This window comes from Polaribacter sp. KT 15 (assembly GCF_900143115.1).
GTDB lineage: Bacteria > Bacteroidota > Bacteroidia > Flavobacteriales > Flavobacteriaceae > Polaribacter > Polaribacter marinaquae.
Genome location: NZ_LT670850.1, coordinates 2,217,608 through 2,235,028 on the forward strand (window position 1 = coordinate 2,217,608; position 17,421 = coordinate 2,235,028).

The 17,421-nt window shown below is 31.1% G+C and carries 18 protein-coding genes and 2 tRNA genes; all 20 read left to right on the forward strand.

All coding sequences use genetic code 11. The features are described from left to right. Positions 1–12 precede the first annotated feature (12 nt). The 20 genes from nhaD to pseB all read left to right on the forward strand — a co-directional run bounded on the left by nhaD (position 13) and on the right by pseB (position 17,420). Positions 13–1,416: a sodium:proton antiporter NhaD gene (nhaD, locus tag B5464_RS09950; protein ID WP_079738231.1), complete on the forward strand. Its 1,404-nt coding sequence runs from the start codon at positions 13–15 to the stop codon at positions 1,414–1,416. A 139-nt stretch (positions 1,417–1,555) separates the two neighbouring features. Then, positions 1,556–2,245 carry a MotA/TolQ/ExbB proton channel family protein gene (locus tag B5464_RS09955; RefSeq protein ID WP_079738232.1) on the forward strand — a complete coding sequence of 230 codons (690 nt, stop codon included), beginning with the start codon at positions 1,556–1,558 and terminating at the stop codon, positions 2,243–2,245. A gap of 1 nt (position 2,246) precedes the next feature. Then, a complete protein-coding gene (locus B5464_RS09960) occupies positions 2,247–2,639 on the forward strand; it encodes a biopolymer transporter ExbD (RefSeq protein ID WP_079738233.1) in 393 nt (130 codons plus the stop codon). Further along, positions 2,640–3,464: an energy transducer TonB gene (locus B5464_RS09965; RefSeq protein ID WP_079738234.1), complete on the forward strand. Its 825-nt coding sequence runs from the start codon at positions 2,640–2,642 to the stop codon at positions 3,462–3,464. Between the two features lie 56 nt (positions 3,465–3,520). Then, positions 3,521–4,729, forward strand: a complete 1,209-nt coding sequence (locus B5464_RS09970; protein ID WP_079738235.1) for a folylpolyglutamate synthase/dihydrofolate synthase family protein — start codon at positions 3,521–3,523, stop codon at positions 4,727–4,729. Positions 4,730–4,787: 58 nt separating this feature from the next. After that, a tRNA-Val gene (locus tag B5464_RS09975) sits at positions 4,788–4,865 on the forward strand. Between the two features lie 120 nt (positions 4,866–4,985). After that, positions 4,986–5,063: transfer RNA gene (locus B5464_RS09980), tRNA-Val, on the forward strand. Between the two features lie 114 nt (positions 5,064–5,177). Further along, positions 5,178–6,158, forward strand: coding sequence for an SDR family oxidoreductase (locus tag B5464_RS09985; protein WP_079738236.1), 981 nt, complete (start codon positions 5,178–5,180; stop codon positions 6,156–6,158). Further along, positions 6,159–7,442, forward strand: a complete 1,284-nt coding sequence (locus tag B5464_RS09990) for a nucleotide sugar dehydrogenase (RefSeq protein ID WP_079738237.1) — start codon at positions 6,159–6,161, stop codon at positions 7,440–7,442. It abuts the gene before it with no gap. 2 nt (positions 7,443–7,444) lie between these two features. Beyond that, positions 7,445–8,380, forward strand: a complete 936-nt coding sequence (locus B5464_RS09995; RefSeq protein ID WP_079738238.1) for a Gfo/Idh/MocA family protein — start codon at positions 7,445–7,447, stop codon at positions 8,378–8,380. 33 nt (positions 8,381–8,413) lie between these two features. After that, positions 8,414–8,839 carry an adenylyltransferase/cytidyltransferase family protein gene (locus B5464_RS10000; RefSeq protein WP_079738239.1) on the forward strand — a complete coding sequence of 142 codons (426 nt, stop codon included), beginning with the start codon at positions 8,414–8,416 and terminating at the stop codon, positions 8,837–8,839. A gap of 4 nt (positions 8,840–8,843) precedes the next feature. After that, positions 8,844–9,275, forward strand: coding sequence for an adenylyltransferase/cytidyltransferase family protein (locus tag B5464_RS10005; RefSeq protein ID WP_079738240.1), 432 nt, complete (start codon positions 8,844–8,846; stop codon positions 9,273–9,275). 3 nt (positions 9,276–9,278) lie between these two features. Next, entirely contained in the window at positions 9,279–10,601 is a 1,323-nt protein-coding gene (locus tag B5464_RS10010) for a UDP-glucose/GDP-mannose dehydrogenase family protein (RefSeq protein ID WP_079738241.1), read from the forward strand. A gap of 6 nt (positions 10,602–10,607) precedes the next feature. After that, positions 10,608–11,567: a GDP-L-fucose synthase gene (locus B5464_RS10015; RefSeq protein ID WP_079738242.1), complete on the forward strand. Its 960-nt coding sequence runs from the start codon at positions 10,608–10,610 to the stop codon at positions 11,565–11,567. A 5-nt stretch (positions 11,568–11,572) separates the two neighbouring features. Beyond that, positions 11,573–12,700, forward strand: a complete 1,128-nt coding sequence (gene gmd, locus B5464_RS10020; protein ID WP_079738243.1) for a GDP-mannose 4,6-dehydratase — start codon at positions 11,573–11,575, stop codon at positions 12,698–12,700. A 67-nt stretch (positions 12,701–12,767) separates the two neighbouring features. Beyond that, positions 12,768–13,820: a dTDP-glucose 4,6-dehydratase gene (gene rfbB, locus B5464_RS10025; RefSeq protein ID WP_079738244.1), complete on the forward strand. Its 1,053-nt coding sequence runs from the start codon at positions 12,768–12,770 to the stop codon at positions 13,818–13,820. A 1-nt stretch (position 13,821) separates the two neighbouring features. Next, positions 13,822–14,712 carry a glucose-1-phosphate thymidylyltransferase RfbA gene (gene rfbA, locus B5464_RS10030; protein ID WP_079738245.1) on the forward strand — a complete coding sequence of 297 codons (891 nt, stop codon included), beginning with the start codon at positions 13,822–13,824 and terminating at the stop codon, positions 14,710–14,712. Further along, a complete protein-coding gene (rfbC, locus tag B5464_RS10035) occupies positions 14,699–15,271 on the forward strand; it encodes a dTDP-4-dehydrorhamnose 3,5-epimerase (protein ID WP_079738246.1) in 573 nt (190 codons plus the stop codon). The genes rfbA and rfbC overlap by 14 nt, the downstream gene beginning before the upstream one ends. After that, on the forward strand, positions 15,264–16,118 hold the full coding sequence (rfbD, locus tag B5464_RS10040; RefSeq protein WP_079739010.1) for a dTDP-4-dehydrorhamnose reductase: 855 nt from the start codon (positions 15,264–15,266) through the stop codon (positions 16,116–16,118). Before rfbC ends, rfbD begins: the two co-directional genes overlap by 8 nt. Positions 16,119–16,388: 270 nt before the next feature. Continuing rightward, positions 16,389–17,420 (forward strand): UDP-N-acetylglucosamine 4,6-dehydratase (inverting), encoded by a 1,032-nt coding sequence (gene pseB / locus B5464_RS10045; protein ID WP_079738247.1) that lies wholly within the window; start codon positions 16,389–16,391, stop codon positions 17,418–17,420. The last annotated feature ends 1 nt before the right edge of the window (position 17,421 follow it).

Consider the following 17,421-nt stretch of genomic DNA (forward strand, 5'->3'; position numbering starts at 1 on the left):
AAATAAGAGAATATGGAATCAGTAATTATTATAGTGTTTGTAATGGGGTATCTAGCCATTACTTTAGAACATAATTTAAAATTAGATAAATTAATACCAGCCTTAATTATGATGGCGGTATGTTGGGCTTTGGTTGCCTTAGGTGTAGATAATTTTTCTAATTGGTTTGATTCTGCAAATCATGGTTTGGTAGATGGTTTTGCATCTATGGCACATGATGATAAGTTACATTTAGTAGAAGAAACGTTATTGCATCACTTAGGTAAAACTGCAGAAATCTTAGTTTTCTTATTAGGTGCTATGACAATTGTAGAGATTATCGATTATTTTGATGGTTTTTCTACAATTAAGGGATACGTTAACTTTAAGAGTAAGAAAAAATTACTTTGGATGTTTGCTGTGTTAGCATTTATTTTATCAGCAATTATAGATAACTTAACTGCAACGATTGTATTAATATCGATACTTCAAAAAATTGTTAAAACAAGAGAAGATAGAATTTGGTTTGCAGGTTTAATTATTATTGCTGCAAATGCTGGTGGAGCTTTTTCTCCGATTGGAGACGTTACAACGACAATGCTTTGGATTGGTGATAAAGTAAGTACAGGTATGTTGTTTACATACTTATTTATACCGTCTTTATTATGTATGGTTGTACCAACATTTATAGCTACATTTTTACCGGCTTTTAAAGGTGAAATTGATTTTGATGAAAACGAAGTTGAGAAGCCAAAAAGTAGACATAGCGCAAGAATGCTATATTTAGGTTTAGGAGCAATTTTATTTGTACCAGTATTTAAAACAGTTACACATTTACCACCTTATGTAGGTATGATGCTTTCTTTAGCAATTGTAGCAACTTTTGCAGAGATTTATAGTAACTCTAAATTCTCTATTTCTACAGTAGAAGGAGAACAAGCAGAAGAGCATGAAAGTGGAGCGCATCACAGTCCGGTTCATCATTCGTTGTCAAAAATTGAAATGCCAAGTATTTTATTTTTCTTAGGTATTTTAATGGCTGTTGCAGCGTTAGAATCTTTAGGTATTTTATTTAATTTCGCAGACAGTTTAAAACAAGGAATTCCGTTAATAGGAACAGAGTTAAGCGGAACAGGAGTTTCTGATTTAGTTGTAATTTTATTAGGAATTGGTTCTGCAATTATTGATAATGTACCATTAGTAGCAGCAAGTTTAGGAATGTTTTCTGAAGGTTTAGATGATCCATTATGGCACTTTATTGCATTTTCCGCTGGTACAGGAGGAAGTATGTTAATCATTGGTTCTGCTGCAGGTGTTGTTGCAATGGGAATGGAAAAAATTGATTTTTTCTGGTATATCAAAAAAATATCTTGGTTAGCTTTTATAGGTTTTTTAGTAGGATCTATATCATTTGTAGTATTAAGAATGTTTGTATAATCAATAGCAAAATATTTATCAAATGCCATTTTGTTATTTACAAAATGGCATTTTTTATATCTCATAAAAAGCTTTTTGTTTAAAAGCAATTTTACAATAGAAAACTCGTTAGTACTTAAGAACTTTAAAAGAAAACAAAATGGTAACATTTTTTCAAGAAAATAAAGAATTGTTAGAAGAAACAGTTTCCGAAGAAAAAACACTTTCTATCTATAATTTAATTATGGATGGAGGTATTGGAGGTCAAATAATAATAGCAATCCTATTTATTTTATTAGCTGTAGGATTGTATATTTATTTTGAAAGATTTTTTGCTATAAAGGCAGCTTCTAAAGTAGATAAGAATTTTATGGATCAGATTAAAGATTATGTGTCAAACGGTAAGTTAGACGCTGCTAAGTCTTTATGTGATAGTAAAAATACACCAACAGCAAGATTAATTAAAAAAGGAATTACTAGAATAGGAAAGCCTTTAGAAGATATAAATACAGCAATAGAAACCGCGGGTAAGTTAGAAGTGTATCAACTAGAAAAAAATGTGAGTGTACTTGCAACTATTGCGGGTGCTGCACCAATGATAGGTTTTTTAGGAACCGTAATAGGTATGATTGTAGCTATTCATGAAATTGCAAATGCAGGCGGACAAATAGATATAAAAATGCTTTCTGATGGGCTTTATACCGCAATGACTACAACCGTTGCAGGTTTAATTGTGGGTATTATTGCGTACATAACTTACAATCATTTAGTAGTAAGAACAGATAAAGTAGTATATCAAATGGAAGCTAAATCTGTAGAGTTTTTAGATTTATTAAACGAACCTGTTTAGTATGAATTTAAGAGGTAGAAATAAGGTAGATCCGTCTTTCAATATGTCTTCAATGACAGATATTGTTTTTTTATTACTGATATTTTTTATGCTAACTTCTACGCTAGTAACAGTTAGTGCTATAGATGTTATTTTGCCAAAAGCAGGAGGTAAAACTGAAAACAGTAAATCAGTTGCTATTACAATTACCAATAATTCATTATTTTATATTAATAAATCTAAAGTCACTTCTTCGGATTTAGAAAGCGAAATTTTAAAAGAAGTTGGTACAGATAAAAAGAAAACGATTGTTATAAGAGGTGATCAAGATGTTCCTTATAAAAATGTGATGAAAGTAATTGATATTGCGAATAAGAATAAATTAAAAATGATTTTAGCTGTTAAAGGTAAATAAATGGCAATTTTAGATACAGCACATAAACGTAAATCTGCACTAATTACAGCAGTAATTCTGATTTTATTAATCTTCGGAATTTATAATTATGGAATGCAGTATTTAGATCCGCCAGAAGAATATGGTCTTGCTATTAATTTTGGAGATTCTAATTTAGGAAATGGAGAGCCAGTTGTTAAATCAAAAAAAATAGTACCTAAAATAATTGAGAAAGAAGAGGTTGTTGAAGAGGTAGAAGAAACAATTAAAGAAACTGTAAAAGAAGAGGTGATTACACAGGAAACAACCAAGGAAGTGTCAGTTGTTGAAAAAGTGAAAGAACTAAAAAAAGAACCTGCTAAAGAAGAAGTGAAAAAAGTTGTTGAAAAGAAAAAGCCTAAGCCAAAACCATCAAAAGAAAATCAATATGCATTAAACAAATTGTTAAATGGTAATGATCTGTCTGGCGAACCTAAAGGAGAAGGTGATGATAAGGTTGAAGGTGTTAAAGGAAATGAAGGTGGTGATGATAAATCTTCTAAATACTATGGTAATAAAGGTGCTGGTTCTGGCGGAAATTACAATCTAGCAGGTAGAAAAGCATTGTCTAAACCAATCAATCAACCAGATTGTAACGAAGAGGGTATCGTGGTTGTTAAGATTAGAGTAAATAAAGATGGTAAAGTAATTTATGCTAAAGCTGGTGAAAAAGGAACAACAAATAGCAAACCTTGTTTAGCGAAACCTGCAGAAGCAGCCGCTCTTAAAACAACATGGAATCCTGATAGTGATGCGCCAGCAGTTCAAACAGGTACAATTATTTATAAATTCTCTTTATCTAAATAATCACTTACATTTGCCTTAAAAAAGTTACTTTTTTATAAAAGTATTATTTCATTAAAATGACCTACAAAGAAACTTTAGATTGGATGTTTTCGCAATTACCGATGTATCAAAAGCAAGGTAAAACAGCGTTTAAAAAAGACTTAACCAATATTTTAGCATTATCAGAAAAGCTAAATTTTCCGGAGAAAAAAATTAAAACAATTCATGTTGGAGGTACTAACGGAAAAGGTTCCACAAGTCATATGTTGGCGTCAATTTTACAAGAAGCTGGGTATAAGGTTGGCCTGTATACGTCGCCCCACTTAAAAAATTTTACAGAACGAATTAAAATTAACGGAGAAGAAATTCCAAAAGAAAACGTTACCTCTTTTATTAATAAGAATAAAGTCTTTCTAGAAAAACAACAACTTTCTTTTTTTGAAATGACTGTAGGTTTGGCTTTTGAATATTTTTCAACAGAAAAAGTAGATATAGCAATTATTGAAGTTGGTTTGGGTGGTAGATTAGATTCTACAAATATAATTACACCAGAAGTTTCTGTAATTACAAATATTGGATTAGACCATACACAGTTTTTAGGAGAAACTTTACCAGAAATTGCTTTCGAAAAAGCCGGAATTATAAAAAAAGGAGTTCCGGTTGTAATTGGTGAAGAGCAAGAAGAGGTTAAGCAGGTTTTTGTAAATAAAGCCTTAAGTGAAAATGCTTTAATTGTTTTTGCATCAGGTTTCGAAGAGATATTTAAAACCGATTTGTTGGGGGATTATCAGAAAAAAAATGTTAAAACTGCAGTTAGAGCAATTAAAAAGCTAGAAGGTTTCAAGGTAACGGAAGAGAATATCCAAAAAGGATTATTAAACGTAGTAAAAAATACAAGTTTAAAAGGGAGGTGGCAGATTTTGCAAAATTCTCCTAAAGTTATTTGTGATACAGCTCATAATAAAGAAGGATTAAGTATAGTTTTAAATCAGTTAAAAAACGAGAGATTTGTAAATTTACATATTGTTTTAGGCGTTGTTTCTGATAAGAAGTTAGATGAGGTTTTACCTTTGTTTCCTAAAGATGCTAATTATTATTTCTGTAAACCAGATATTCCAAGAGGATTACCTGCGGCTATTCTAGAAGAAAAAGCAAAAGAATTTAAGTTATTCGGAAAAACTTTTCTCTCAGTTAAAAAGGCGTTTGATAAAGCAGTAAGTGTTGCTAGTCAAGATGATATAGTTTATGTAGGAGGAAGTACTTTTGTAGTTGCGGAAATAATTTAAAGAAAGTTTGTTTTTTATTTGGTAGGTTTAAAATCTATCTTATATTTGCATCCGCTTAGGGCAATTAGCTCAGTTGGTTCAGAGCACCTCGTTTACACCGAGGGGGTCGGGGGTTCGAATCCCTCATTGCCCACCAAGTAAATCCTACTAGAAATAGTAGGATTTTTTTATTGAAATAGTTTGATTAAAATAATTATTTATTTTTAAGAAAAAATTTCTCTAGATTAAAAAAACATTATATATTTGCATCCGCTTAGGGCAATTAGCTCAGTTGGTTCAGAGCACCTCGTTTACACCGAGGGGGTCGGGGGTTCGAATCCCTCATTGCCCACCAAGTAAAATCCTTCACAATTTGTGAGGGATTTTTTAGTTTTATATAAATCTAAAATCTCACAAGTGGTTCTTTTTTATTACATTTGTTTTCTTGAGAAAAGGTAAAAAGAGCACAATGGATATAGATTTATCAGGAAAAAAAATACTTGTTACAGGAGGAGCCGGATTTATAGGTTCTAATTTGTGTGAAGTATTACTGGCTAAAGAAAATGCTGTAGTTTGCTTAGATAATTTTTCAACAGGAAAAAGAGAAAATATTCTATCTTTTTTAGAGAATCCTAACTTTACTTTAATTGAAGGTGATATAAGAAATATTGAAACCTGTTTAAAAGCAAGTTTAAATGTAGATTATGTATTGCATCAAGCAGCATTAGGTTCTGTGCCTAGGTCTATAAAAGATCCGATTACATCTAATGGTGTTAATGTTGGTGGATTTTTAAATATGTTAGTTGCAGCTAAAGAAAATAAAGTAAAAAGGTTTGTTTATGCTGCTAGCTCATCAACTTATGGTGACTCAAATTCATTACCAAAAGTAGAATCTGTAATAGGAAAACCTTTATCGCCTTATGCAATTACTAAATATGTTAATGAGCTTTATGCTGATGTTTTTAGCAAAACATACGGGATAGAAACTATTGGTTTAAGGTATTTTAATGTCTTCGGAAAAAGACAAGATGCTAATGGTGCTTATGCGGCTGTTATTCCTAAATTTATCAGTCAGTTGCTTAAATTAGAATCGCCAACTATTAACGGAGATGGTTTGCATTCTAGAGACTTTACGTATATTGATAATATAATTCAGATTAATTTATTGAGTTTAGTTGCTGATAAAAACGCTATAAATACTGTTTACAATGCAGCTTTCGGAGATCGGAATTCATTAAATGATTTAGTTAGTTATTTAAAAGAGTACTTATCAGAATATAATTCAGAAATAAAAAATATTGATGTAATTCATGGTCCTAATAGGTTAGGAGATATTCCGCATTCTCATGCAGAAATCAATAAAGCCAAAGAACTTTTAAATTACAATCCTAAATATTCTTTGAAAGAAGGGTTAAAAGAGTCTATAAAATGGTACGCAGAAAATTTATAAATGAGTAAAATTAAAATTACAATAATCGGTTTAGGGTATGTAGGGTTGCCATTGGCTAGACTTTTTGCTACAAAGTATGCTGTAGTTGGTTTTGATATCAACGAAAATAGAGTTGCTGATTTAAAGACAGGTGTCGATGCGACTTTAGAAGTAGAAGAAGATGTTTTAAAAGAGGTTTTAGTTGATAATAATAATCACGAAAAAGGGTTGTTTTTTACAACATCTAAAGAAGATATTAAAGATAGTAATTACTACATAGTTACAGTTCCAACTCCGGTTGATAAAAACAACAGACCTGTTTTAACTCCTTTAATAAAAGCAAGCGAACTAATTGGAGGTGTTCTTAAGAAGGATGATATCGTTATATATGAATCAACTGTGTATCCTGGAGCAACTGAAGAAGATTGTATTCCTGTTTTAGAAAATATTTCTAGTTTAGAATTTAATAAAGATTTTTTTGCAGGTTATTCGCCAGAAAGAATAAATCCAGGAGACAAAAAACATACTGTAGATAAAATATTGAAAGTAACATCGGGTTCTAATAAAGAAACTGGTATTAAAGTTGATAAATTATACAATTCTGTAATTACGGCAGGAACCCATTTGGCATCATCAATTAAGGTTGCAGAAGCTGCAAAAGTTATCGAAAACTCTCAAAGAGATATTAATATTGCTTTTGTAAATGAGTTGGCGAAAATTTTTAATTTAATGGATATTAATACACAAGATGTTTTAGCTGCTGCTGGTACAAAATGGAATTTTTTACCATTTAAACCAGGTTTGGTTGGCGGACATTGTATTGGTGTTGATCCTTATTACTTAGCGCAAAAAGCCCAAGAGTTTGGGTATCATCCAGAAATTATTCTTTCTGGTAGAAGAGTGAATGATAGCATGGGGAAGTATGTTGCCTCTGAAGTGGCGAAACTAATGATAAAAGAAGGTGTTGAGGTTAAAGATGCAGCTGTATTGGTGTTGGGTATTACTTTTAAAGAAAATTGTCCTGATGTTAGAAATACAAAAGCAGTTGATGTTGTAAATGAGTTGGTTGATTTTGGAACAAATGTTACAATTTTCGATCCTTGTGCAGATCCTGCTCAAGTTAAAAAAGAATACAATTTAGAGTCTCAAACTACGTTACCAAATAAAAAGTTTGATGCCATTGTGTTGACAGTTTCTCATGAAGAATATAAAACGATAAATTTGAATTCTTTAAAAAATGAGAAAGCTGTAGTATACGATGTTAAGAATTTTTTCGATTCAAAAGTAGTAGATAAATCATTATAAAGATGAAAAACTTTGCATTAATAGGTGCCGCAGGTTACATTGCACCAAGACATTTAAAAGCGATAAAGGATACTGATAATAATTTAGTTGCTGCTTTAGATAAATTTGATTCTGTTGGTGTAATGGATAGCTTTTTTCCGAATGCAGATTTTTTTGTTGAATTCGAGAGATTTGATAGGCATATAGAGAAGTTAAAGAGAAATCAAAATACAAATTTAGATTACGTAAGTATTTGTACTCCTAATTATTTACATGATTCTCACATAAGAATGGCGTTAAGAAGAGGTGCAGACGCTATTTGCGAAAAGCCAATTGTATTAAATCCTTGGAATATTGATGCTTTAGCGGCAATTGAAAAGGAGTCTCAAGGTAAAATTAATACCATTCTTCAGTTAAGATTGCATGAATCTATTATTCAATTGAAAAATAAAGTAGATTTAGCAAATAAAAAAGGGAAGTACGATATTGATTTAACATATATTACTTCGAGAGGTAAGTGGTATGATATTTCATGGAAGGGTGATGAGGCTAAATCGGGCGGAATAGCAACTAATATAGGTGTTCATTTTTATGATATGTTGTCTTGGATTTTTGGAAATGTTCAAAATAATGTAGTTCATTTAAGAGAAAAAAACAAAGCTGCCGGTTTTTTAGAGTTTGAAAATGCAAGAGTGCGTTGGTTTTTATCTATCGACGAAAATGATTTGCCAAAAGAGGTAAAAGAGAAATCACAACGAACATATAGATCTATAACTATTGATAATGAAGAGCTGGAGTTTAGTAAGGGTTTTACAGAATTGCATACCAAAAGTTATCAAAAGATTTTATTAAATGAAGGTTTTGGGTTGGATGAGGTAAAAAACTCTATAGAAATCGTTCATGATATTAGAAATAAAGCTATATTACAAACAGGTGAAAAACACCCCTTTGTAAAGTAAATAATTAATCTATATTTGCATTAAAATTTAAACATGAAGAAAAAAGCAATCATCGTATCTGGTTACTTTAACCCGATTCATAAAGGACATTTAGAGTATTTTAATAACGCTAAAAATTTAGCAGACCAATTATTTGTAATTGTTAACAGCGATTTACAAAGAGCGTTAAAAGGTTCTAAAGAATTTCAAAAGGAAGAAGAACGTTTATTCATAGTTCAGAATATAAAAGCTGTTGATAAAGCATTTATATCTATAGATAAAGATAGAACGGTGTGTGCTTCAATTAAATATCTTCATGATACTTACGGAGACGAATATCAATTAGGTTTTGCAAATGGTGGAGATCAAAATAATAATTCTATTCCAGAGGTACCGACTTGCAAAGAATTAGGTATTGATTTAATTGATGGTTTAGGAGATAAAATACAATCATCTTCTTGGTTGTTAAATAAAAAATAAGCAAATGAAAATAGGGATAACTTTTAGTGCGTTTGATTTGTTTCATGCAGGTCATGTTAAGATGTTAGAAGACGCTAAACGCGAGTGTGATTATCTAATTTGTGGTTTGCAAACTGATCCAACTTTAGATCGTCCAGAAAAAAATAGACCAGTACAATCTGTAGTAGAAAGGTATATTCAGTTGAAAGGATGTAAATATGTAGATGAGATTGTTCCTTATGCAACAGAACAAGATTTAGAAGATATTTTAAGATCATTTAAAATTGATGTTCGTATTATTGGTGATGAATATGCAAGTAAGATGTTTACAGGTAGGCAATATTGCGAAGAAAAAGGTATAGAACTATATTTCAATAAAAGAGAGCACCGTTTTTCTAGTAGCGGATTGCGTAAAGAGGTGCAAGAAAAAGAAAATTTAAAAGTTAAGGACAAGTAGTTTATGAATATAGCTGTTATAGGCTCTGGTTATGTGGGTTTGGTCTCTGGGACTTGTTTTGCGGAAATGGGAAATAAGGTAACCTGTGTTGATATTAATCAAAATAAAATACAGAAATTAGAACAAGGAATTATTCCTATTTTTGAACCAGGTTTGGAGCAAATGGTTTTAAAAAATGTAAAAAATAATAATTTGTTTTTTACAACACAATTAGGTGAAGCAATTAGTGATGCCGAAATTGTTTTTATTGCTGTTGGTACGCCAATGGGTGATGATGGTTCTGCAGATTTGCAATACGTTTTAGCGGTTGCTAAATCTATTGGAGAAACTATGGGTAAGAGATTAATTGTTGTTGATAAATCTACAGTTCCTATTGGTACAGCAGATAAAGTGAAAGCAACAATTCAATCTGAATTAGATAAACGAGGAGAAAATATTGAGTTTCATGTTGTATCAAATCCAGAGTTTTTAAAAGAAGGAGCGGCTATTGATGATTTTATGAAACCCGATAGAGTGGTGATTGGTGCAGATTCCGATTATGCTTTTGATAAAATGAAGCAATTGTATTCACCTTTTTTTAGGACTCACGATCGCTTTATCACTATGGATATTCGTTCTGCGGAAATGACAAAATATGCTGCAAATACAATGTTGGCAACAAAAATTTCATTTATGAATGAGATTGCGAATATTTGTGAAAGGGTTGGTGCAGATGCTAATAAAGTAAGAATTGGTATTGGTTCAGATAAAAGAATTGGTTACAGTTTTATATACCCTGGCGCAGGTTACGGAGGCTCATGTTTTCCTAAAGATGTTAAAGCTCTTAAGAAGATTGCCGAAGAAAATGGTTATAAAGCAAATTTAATTGAGTCTGTTGAAAACGTTAATGATGCTCAAAAATTAGTGATTGCTAATAAAATAGTAAAACGTTTTGGAGAGGACTTAACTGGTTTTACTTTTGGTTTATGGGGATTAGCTTTTAAGCCAGGAACTGATGATATGAGAGAAGCTCCAGCTATTTATATCGTTAAAGAATTAGAAAAAAGAGGAGCAAAAGTAAACGCTTACGATCCGAAAGCAATCGAAGAGTCTAAAGAGTTTTACTTAAAAGATGCAAAAAATATAAAATATTATAATTCTAAATATGAAGTTTTAAAAGGTGCTGATGCTTTAATTTTGTTAACAGAATGGAAAGAGTTTAGATCTCCTGATTTTGAAGAGATTAAAACACAATTGAAATTACCAATTATTTTTGATGGTAGAAATCAATATAATGCATTCAATTTAGAAGATAACGGATTTGAATATTTTCAAATTGGAAAATAGTTTGTAATGAATAAACATACAAAAATTTATATTGCTGGTCATCGCGGAATGGTAGGGTCTGCTGTTTGGAGAGCTTTAGAGAAAAAAGGTTACACAAATTTAATAGGTAAAACTAGTAAAGAATTAGATTTAAAAAATCAAGTAGAGGTTCTTAAGTTTCTCGAGGCAGAAAAACCAGAGGCTATTATTGATGCAGCAGCAAGAGTTGGTGGAATTTTAGCAAACAATGATTTTCCATACCAATTTCTAATGGAAAATATGCAAATTCAAAATAATTTAATTGATAGTGCACTAAAATGTGGTATCAATAAATTTATTTTTTTAGGAAGTTCTTGTATTTATCCAAAGTTGGCTCCACAGCCACTTAAGGAAGAGTATTTGCTAACAGATTCATTAGAGCCAACTAACGAATGGTATGCAATAGCAAAAATAACAGGAGTAAAATCTTGTCAAGCGATAAGAAAACAATTCAATAAAGATTTTGTAAGTTTAATGCCAACAAATCTGTATGGATATTTTGATAATTTTGATTTGAAAACATCACATGTTTTACCTGCAATGTTACGAAAGTTTCATGAAGCTAAAATTAATGGAAATTCAGATGTAACTTTATGGGGTAGTGGAACACCAATGCGGGAGTTTTTATTTGTAGATGATATGGCTGAAGCAGTGGTATACGCTTTAGAGAACAAGTTGCCAGAATATTTGTATAATGTTGGTTCTGGTAAAGATATTACAATAAAAGAACTGGCAGAAACCATTCAAAAAGTTACAGGACATCAAGGAGATATTGTTTGGGACTCGGAAAAACCAGATGGTACTCCAAGAAAATTAATGGATGTTTCTAAGATGCAAAATATCGGTTGGGAATATTCAACAGAATTACTAGAAGGAATAGAGAAAACCTATCAATGGTTTTTAAACAATATAGAAAATATAAAAGAGGTTAAATTAGAAGCCAATTAAATTTTATGAAAGTAGCGTTAATTACAGGTATAACAGGTCAAGACGGATCTTATCTAGCAGAACTATTATTAGAGAAAGGATACATGGTACATGGTATTAAAAGAAGAGCTTCTCTTTTTAATACTGATAGAATAGATCACTTATATCAAGATCCTCACGATCCTAACCAAAGATTAAAATTACATTACGGTGATTTAACTGATTCTATGAATTTAACTAGAATTATACAAGAATGTCAACCTGATGAGATATACAACTTAGGGGCAATGTCACATGTTAAAGTTTCTTTTGATATGCCAGAATATGTTGGTAATGTTGACGGTTTAGGGACTTTAAGAATTTTGGAAGCTGTAAGAATTCTTGGTTTAGAAGAGAAAACTAGAATATACCAAGCGTCTACATCAGAATTATTTGGAGGATTACCAGAAAATAAAAACGAAAGAGGTTTTTATGATGAAAACTCTCCTTTATATCCTAGATCTCCCTATGGAGTAGCTAAGATTTATGGTTTTTGGATTACTAAAAATTACAGAGAAGCATACAATATGTTTGCTTGTAACGGTCTATTATTCAATCATGAATCTCCTAGAAGAGGTGAAACATTTGTGACAAGAAAAATAACACGTGCTGTTGCTAAAATAGCTTTAGGCTTGCAAGAAAAAGTGTATTTAGGTAATTTAGAAGCAAAACGTGATTGGGGACATGCAAAAGATTATGTACGCATGATGTGGATGATTTTACAGGCAGATCAACCAGAAGATTGGGTAATTGCAACTGGTGTTACTACAACTGTTCGTGATTTTGTGAAAATGGCCTTTAGTGAAGTAGGGATTGAATTAGAATTTAAAGGAGAAGGTGTAGAAGAAAAAGCTTTTGTTACAGCTTGTAATCATAAAGATTATCAAATAGAAATAGGTAAAGAAGTTTTATCAATAGACCCTACTTATTTTAGACCTACTGAAGTTGATTTATTATTAGGTGATCCAACAAAAGCAAAAGAAAAGTTAGGTTGGGTTCCAGAATTTGATTTAGTTTCTTTGGTTAAAGATATGATGATAGGTGATATTACATTAATGAAAAAAGATGTAGATTTATTAAAGGCAGGTCATGAAATTTTGAAACAGGCCGAGTAAGATATAGGTAAATCATTATTATAAGTTTTGAATTACTTGAAAAGAGATTTTTAAATATTAAAAGGCTATGTCAAAAAAAATATTAATTACAGGAGGTGCTGGTTTTATAGGTTCCCATGTTGTAAGGTTGTTTGTAAATAACTATCCAAATTATCAAATATTTAATTTAGATGCATTAACCTATGCAGGGAATTTAGAGAATTTGACTGATGTAGAGTCATCTGCCAATTATACATTTTTGAAAGGAGATATTACAGATGAGGATTATATCAAATCTATTTTTGAAACACATCAGTTTGATAATGTTATTCATTTAGCTGCGGAATCGCATGTAGATAGATCTATTACTGATCCTTTAGCTTTTGCTAAAACGAATATTTTAGGAACAATGATATTGCTAAATGCGTTTAAAAACCTTTGGCAAGATAATTGGCAAGATAAATTGTTTTACCACGTGAGTACTGATGAAGTTTATGGAACTTTAGGAGAAACAGGCTTGTTTACTGAGTCAACATCATACGATCCTAATTCACCTTACTCTGCATCAAAAGCAAGTTCCGATCATTTTGTTCGAGCTTATGGAGAAACGTATGGTTTGCCATATGTGATTTCAAATTGTTCAAATAATTATGGAGCAAATCAGTTTCCAGAAAAACTGATTCCTTTGTTTATTAATAATATTATAAATAACAAGTCATTGCCAGTTTATGGTGACGGTAAATACACACGTGATTGGTTGTATGTGTTAGACCATGCAATAGCTATTGATTTGGTTTTTCATAAAGGTAAAAATGAAGAGACTTATAATATAGGAGGATTTAATGAATGGCAAAATATCGATTTGATAAAATTGCTTTGTGTTCAGATGGACAAAAAGTTAGGGAGAAAAGAAGGAGAAAGTGAAAAGTTAATTACTTACGTAAAAGATAGACCAGGTCATGATTTACGATATGCAATTGATGCATCGAAAATAAATAAAGAATTAGGTTGGAGGCCATCAGTAACTTTTGAACAAGGTTTGTCTAAAACAATTGATTGGTATTTGTCAAATATTGAGTGGATGGAAAGAATTGTAAGTGGTGCTTACGAAGATTATTATCAAAATCAATACACAAAATAATATGAAAGGAATCATTTTAGCAGGGGGATCAGGGACACGTTTGTATCCTTTAACAAAAGCGACATCAAAACAATTATTACCAATAAATGATAAACCGATGATTTATTATCCTTTATCTGTGTTGATGTTAGCAGGTATTAGAGAGGTTTTGATAATTTCAACTCCAGATGATTTACCAAATTTTAAAAAACTATTGGGAACAGGCGAGGATATTGGTATGAAATTTTCGTACAAAATTCAACCTTCACCAGATGGTTTAGCACAGGCTTTTTTATTGGGAGAAGAATTTATAGGGAATGATGATGTTTGTTTAGTATTAGGAGACAATATTTTTTATGGTCATGGTTTCTCAAAATTATTAGCATCTTCATTAAAAAATGTACAAGAAGAGGGGAATGCGACTGTGTTTGGTTATTATGTGCAGGACCCAGAAAGATATGGAGTTGTAGATTTTGATAAGCATGGGAATGCATTAAGTATTGTAGAAAAACCATTAGAACCTAAGAGCAACTTCGCTGTAGTAGGCTTGTATTTTTATCCTAATTCTGTGATTGATATTGCCAAGGAGGTAAAACCAAGTGATAGAGGAGAACTTGAAATTACAAGTGTAAATCAAACTTATTTGGAACAAGAAAACTTAAAGGTTGAAGTAATGGGAAGGGGATTTGCTTGGTTAGATACAGGAACACATGAATCTTTGTTAGAAGCTTCTAATTATGTTCAAGCGATAGAAAATCGTCAAGGGTTAAAAGTCGCTTGTATAGAAGAAATTGCCTATGAAATGGGATATATTAATAAAGAACAAGTATTGTTGTTGGCAGAGCCATTAAAGAAAAATGGTTATGGTCAATACTTAATTAATAGAGTTAGCAGAGAAAATGAAGTTTACTAGAACAGAAATTCCAGATGTAATAATTTGTGACCCTAATATGTTTGGTGACGATAGAGGTTATTTTATAGAAACCTTTCGTCAAGATAAATTAGAAGATTTTATTGGTTATAAAATAGACTTTTGTCAAGATAATGAATCCAAATCTACTTATGGAGTTTTAAGAGGGCTGCATTATCAGATGGCACCACATGCACAAACAAAATTAGTACGAGTTATAAATGGTAGAGTGTTAGATGTTGCTGTTGATATTCGAGAAGGCTCTCCAACATTTGGAAAGCACGTTGCTGTTGAACTAACAGAAGAAAATAAAAAGCAATTGTTAGTACCTAGAGGTTTTGCTCATGGATTTGTTGTCCTTAGTGAAACAGCTGTTTTTGCATATAAAGTAGATAATTTTTACAGCCCAGAATGTGATAGAGGTATTGCCTTTGATGATAAAAATTTAAATATTGATTGGAAGCTTCCTCTAGAAGAAATGAAATTGTCTGATAAAGACAACAATCAACCAAGTTTTAAACAAGCAGTCTATTTTAATATCAATGAAAAATTATATGTCTAATATTTTAGTAACTGGAGCTAACGGTCAATTAGGTAGTGAATTAAAGAATATTGAGGTTGATTATTCTAAATATAAATTTTATTTTACCGACTTCAACGAATTAGATATAACGGATCATGATGCTGTTAGACGTTTTGTTTTAAACAACAATATTACAATTATCATTAACTGTGCAGCACATACCGCAGTAGATAAAGCAGAGAATGAAATTGAATTATCAGATAAATTAAATCACTTATCTGTAAAAAACTTTGCAGAATTATCAAAAGAACTCAAAATTAAGTTGATTCATGTGTCTACAGATTACGTATTTGATGGTACAAATCACAGGCCTTATTTAGAATCCGACATAACTTCTCCACAATCTGTTTACGGAAAAACTAAATTGGACGGAGAAAACGCAATGAAAAAAATTAACCCAGAGAATTCTATTATTATAAGAACTTCTTGGGTGTATTCAAATTATGGAAATAATTTTGTAAAAACCATGTTACGTTTGGGGAGAGAAAGAGAAAGTATTGGAGTTATCTATGATCAAATAGGAACTCCTACATATGCAGGAGATTTGGCAAAGGCAATTTTGGAAATTATTCCGAAAATAAATAATAATACAGTAGAGTTATTTCATTATTCTAATGAAGGGGTATGCAGTTGGTATGATTTTGCAAAAACTATTTTTGAATTAAAAGCAATACCTTGTCTAGTGAATGCAATACTTACTTCAGATTACCCTACAGCAGCTAAAAGACCTTATTATAGCTTACTTAATAAGGATAAAATAAAACAAAAATTTGGTTTAAAAGTTCCTTATTGGAAAGATTCTTTAAAAGAAGTTTTAGGATTTTAATTGTGTAATTTCAGAAAGCTATATTTATTAAAACAATAAGTTAATTTTGAAAAAAAAAATAATTATGAAAGTTGGATTTGTATATAATGCATTTGATTTGTTATAAATGTTTTATACTTTATGTTTAAGGAGTTTAGAGTTTATGATTATATCATAATTGATAAAAGACGTAATACAATAGGGGGTTATATTGATAAACAAAGAGTAAGAATCAAAATATGATAGATGCGTATTTTGATGAGTTTTGAATAATTGATAAAAAATAAATAGATGTTAAATTTAAATGGAAAATCGATATTAATAACAGGAGGAACTGGATCTTTTGGGAAAATGTTTACTAAATTAATTTTGGAAAGAAATCCAGATGTTAAACGTTTGGTTATACTTTCACGTGATGAGCAGAAACATTTCCAAATGGCTCAAGAGTTCCCTGAAGATAAATATCCAGCTATTAGATATTTTATCGGAGACGTAAGAGATAAGTCCAGATTGGTAAGTGCATTTGAAGGAATTGATGTAGTAATACATGCTGCTGCAATGAAACATGTCCATTTAGCAGAATATAACCCGATGGAATGTGTGAAAACTAATATTAATGGAGCTGAAAATGTAATTAAAGCAGCTTTAGAATGTGGTGTTAAAGATGTTGTTGCTTTATCTACAGATAAAGCAGCAGCTCCTATTAATTTATATGGAGCGACGAAATTAGCATCTGATAAATTATTTATTGCAGCTAATAATATAAAAGGAAATAGAAATATTAAATTTTCAGTTGTTCGTTATGGAAATGTCATGGGGTCTAATGGTTCTGTAATGCCGTTCTTTTTGAATAAAAAGAAAAGTGGTGCAAAATTCCTTCCAATTACAGATGATAAAATGACACGGTTTAATATATCGTTAGAGGATGGATGTGAAATGGTTTTTTATGCAATTGAAAAAGCTTGGGGAGGTGAAGTATTTGTTCCAAAAATACCTTCATATAAAATACCTGATGTTGCGACAGCAATTGCACCAGAATTAGAACAAAGGTTAGTAGGTATTCGTCCGGGTGAAAAACTTCATGAAGAAATGATTACCTCTTCAGATTCTTTTAACACTGTAGATTTAGGAGATTATTATGCTATTTTACCCCAGAAATCACCTTATTCTAATTATTCAAAAGAAGAATATAAAAAGGCTTTCAATGGTGTTGACGTGCCTGAAGGTTTTTCCTATGATTCTAATAACAATACGGATTGGGAAACTGTAGAATCTCTTAGGCAGTTGGTTGTGAAGCACGTAGATGTAGATTTTAAAGTATAAT

Coding starts and splice junctions, on each gene's coding strand:
- B5464_RS09985 (WP_079738236.1), top strand. CDS start 5,178: ATGGATATAGATTTATCAGGAAAAAAAATACTTGTTACAGGAGGAGCC.
- B5464_RS10010 (WP_079738241.1), top strand. CDS start 9,279: ATGAATATAGCTGTTATAGGCTCTGGTTATGTGGGTTTGGTCTCTGGG.
- B5464_RS09970 (WP_079738235.1), top strand. CDS start 3,521: ATGACCTACAAAGAAACTTTAGATTGGATGTTTTCGCAATTACCGATG.
- pseB (WP_079738247.1), top strand. CDS start 16,389: ATGTTAAATTTAAATGGAAAATCGATATTAATAACAGGAGGAACTGGA.
- rfbC (WP_079738246.1), top strand. CDS start 14,699: ATGAAGTTTACTAGAACAGAAATTCCAGATGTAATAATTTGTGACCCT.
- nhaD (WP_079738231.1), top strand. CDS start 13: ATGGAATCAGTAATTATTATAGTGTTTGTAATGGGGTATCTAGCCATT.
- B5464_RS09955 (WP_079738232.1), top strand. CDS start 1,556: ATGGTAACATTTTTTCAAGAAAATAAAGAATTGTTAGAAGAAACAGTT.
- rfbD (WP_079739010.1), top strand. CDS start 15,264: ATGTCTAATATTTTAGTAACTGGAGCTAACGGTCAATTAGGTAGTGAA.
- rfbA (WP_079738245.1), top strand. CDS start 13,822: ATGAAAGGAATCATTTTAGCAGGGGGATCAGGGACACGTTTGTATCCT.
- B5464_RS09990 (WP_079738237.1), top strand. CDS start 6,159: ATGAGTAAAATTAAAATTACAATAATCGGTTTAGGGTATGTAGGGTTG.
- B5464_RS10005 (WP_079738240.1), top strand. CDS start 8,844: ATGAAAATAGGGATAACTTTTAGTGCGTTTGATTTGTTTCATGCAGGT.
- B5464_RS09965 (WP_079738234.1), top strand. CDS start 2,640: ATGGCAATTTTAGATACAGCACATAAACGTAAATCTGCACTAATTACA.
- B5464_RS10015 (WP_079738242.1), top strand. CDS start 10,608: ATGAATAAACATACAAAAATTTATATTGCTGGTCATCGCGGAATGGTA.
- B5464_RS09995 (WP_079738238.1), top strand. CDS start 7,445: ATGAAAAACTTTGCATTAATAGGTGCCGCAGGTTACATTGCACCAAGA.
- rfbB (WP_079738244.1), top strand. CDS start 12,768: ATGTCAAAAAAAATATTAATTACAGGAGGTGCTGGTTTTATAGGTTCC.
- B5464_RS10000 (WP_079738239.1), top strand. CDS start 8,414: ATGAAGAAAAAAGCAATCATCGTATCTGGTTACTTTAACCCGATTCAT.
- gmd (WP_079738243.1), top strand. CDS start 11,573: ATGAAAGTAGCGTTAATTACAGGTATAACAGGTCAAGACGGATCTTAT.
- B5464_RS09960 (WP_079738233.1), top strand. CDS start 2,247: ATGAATTTAAGAGGTAGAAATAAGGTAGATCCGTCTTTCAATATGTCT.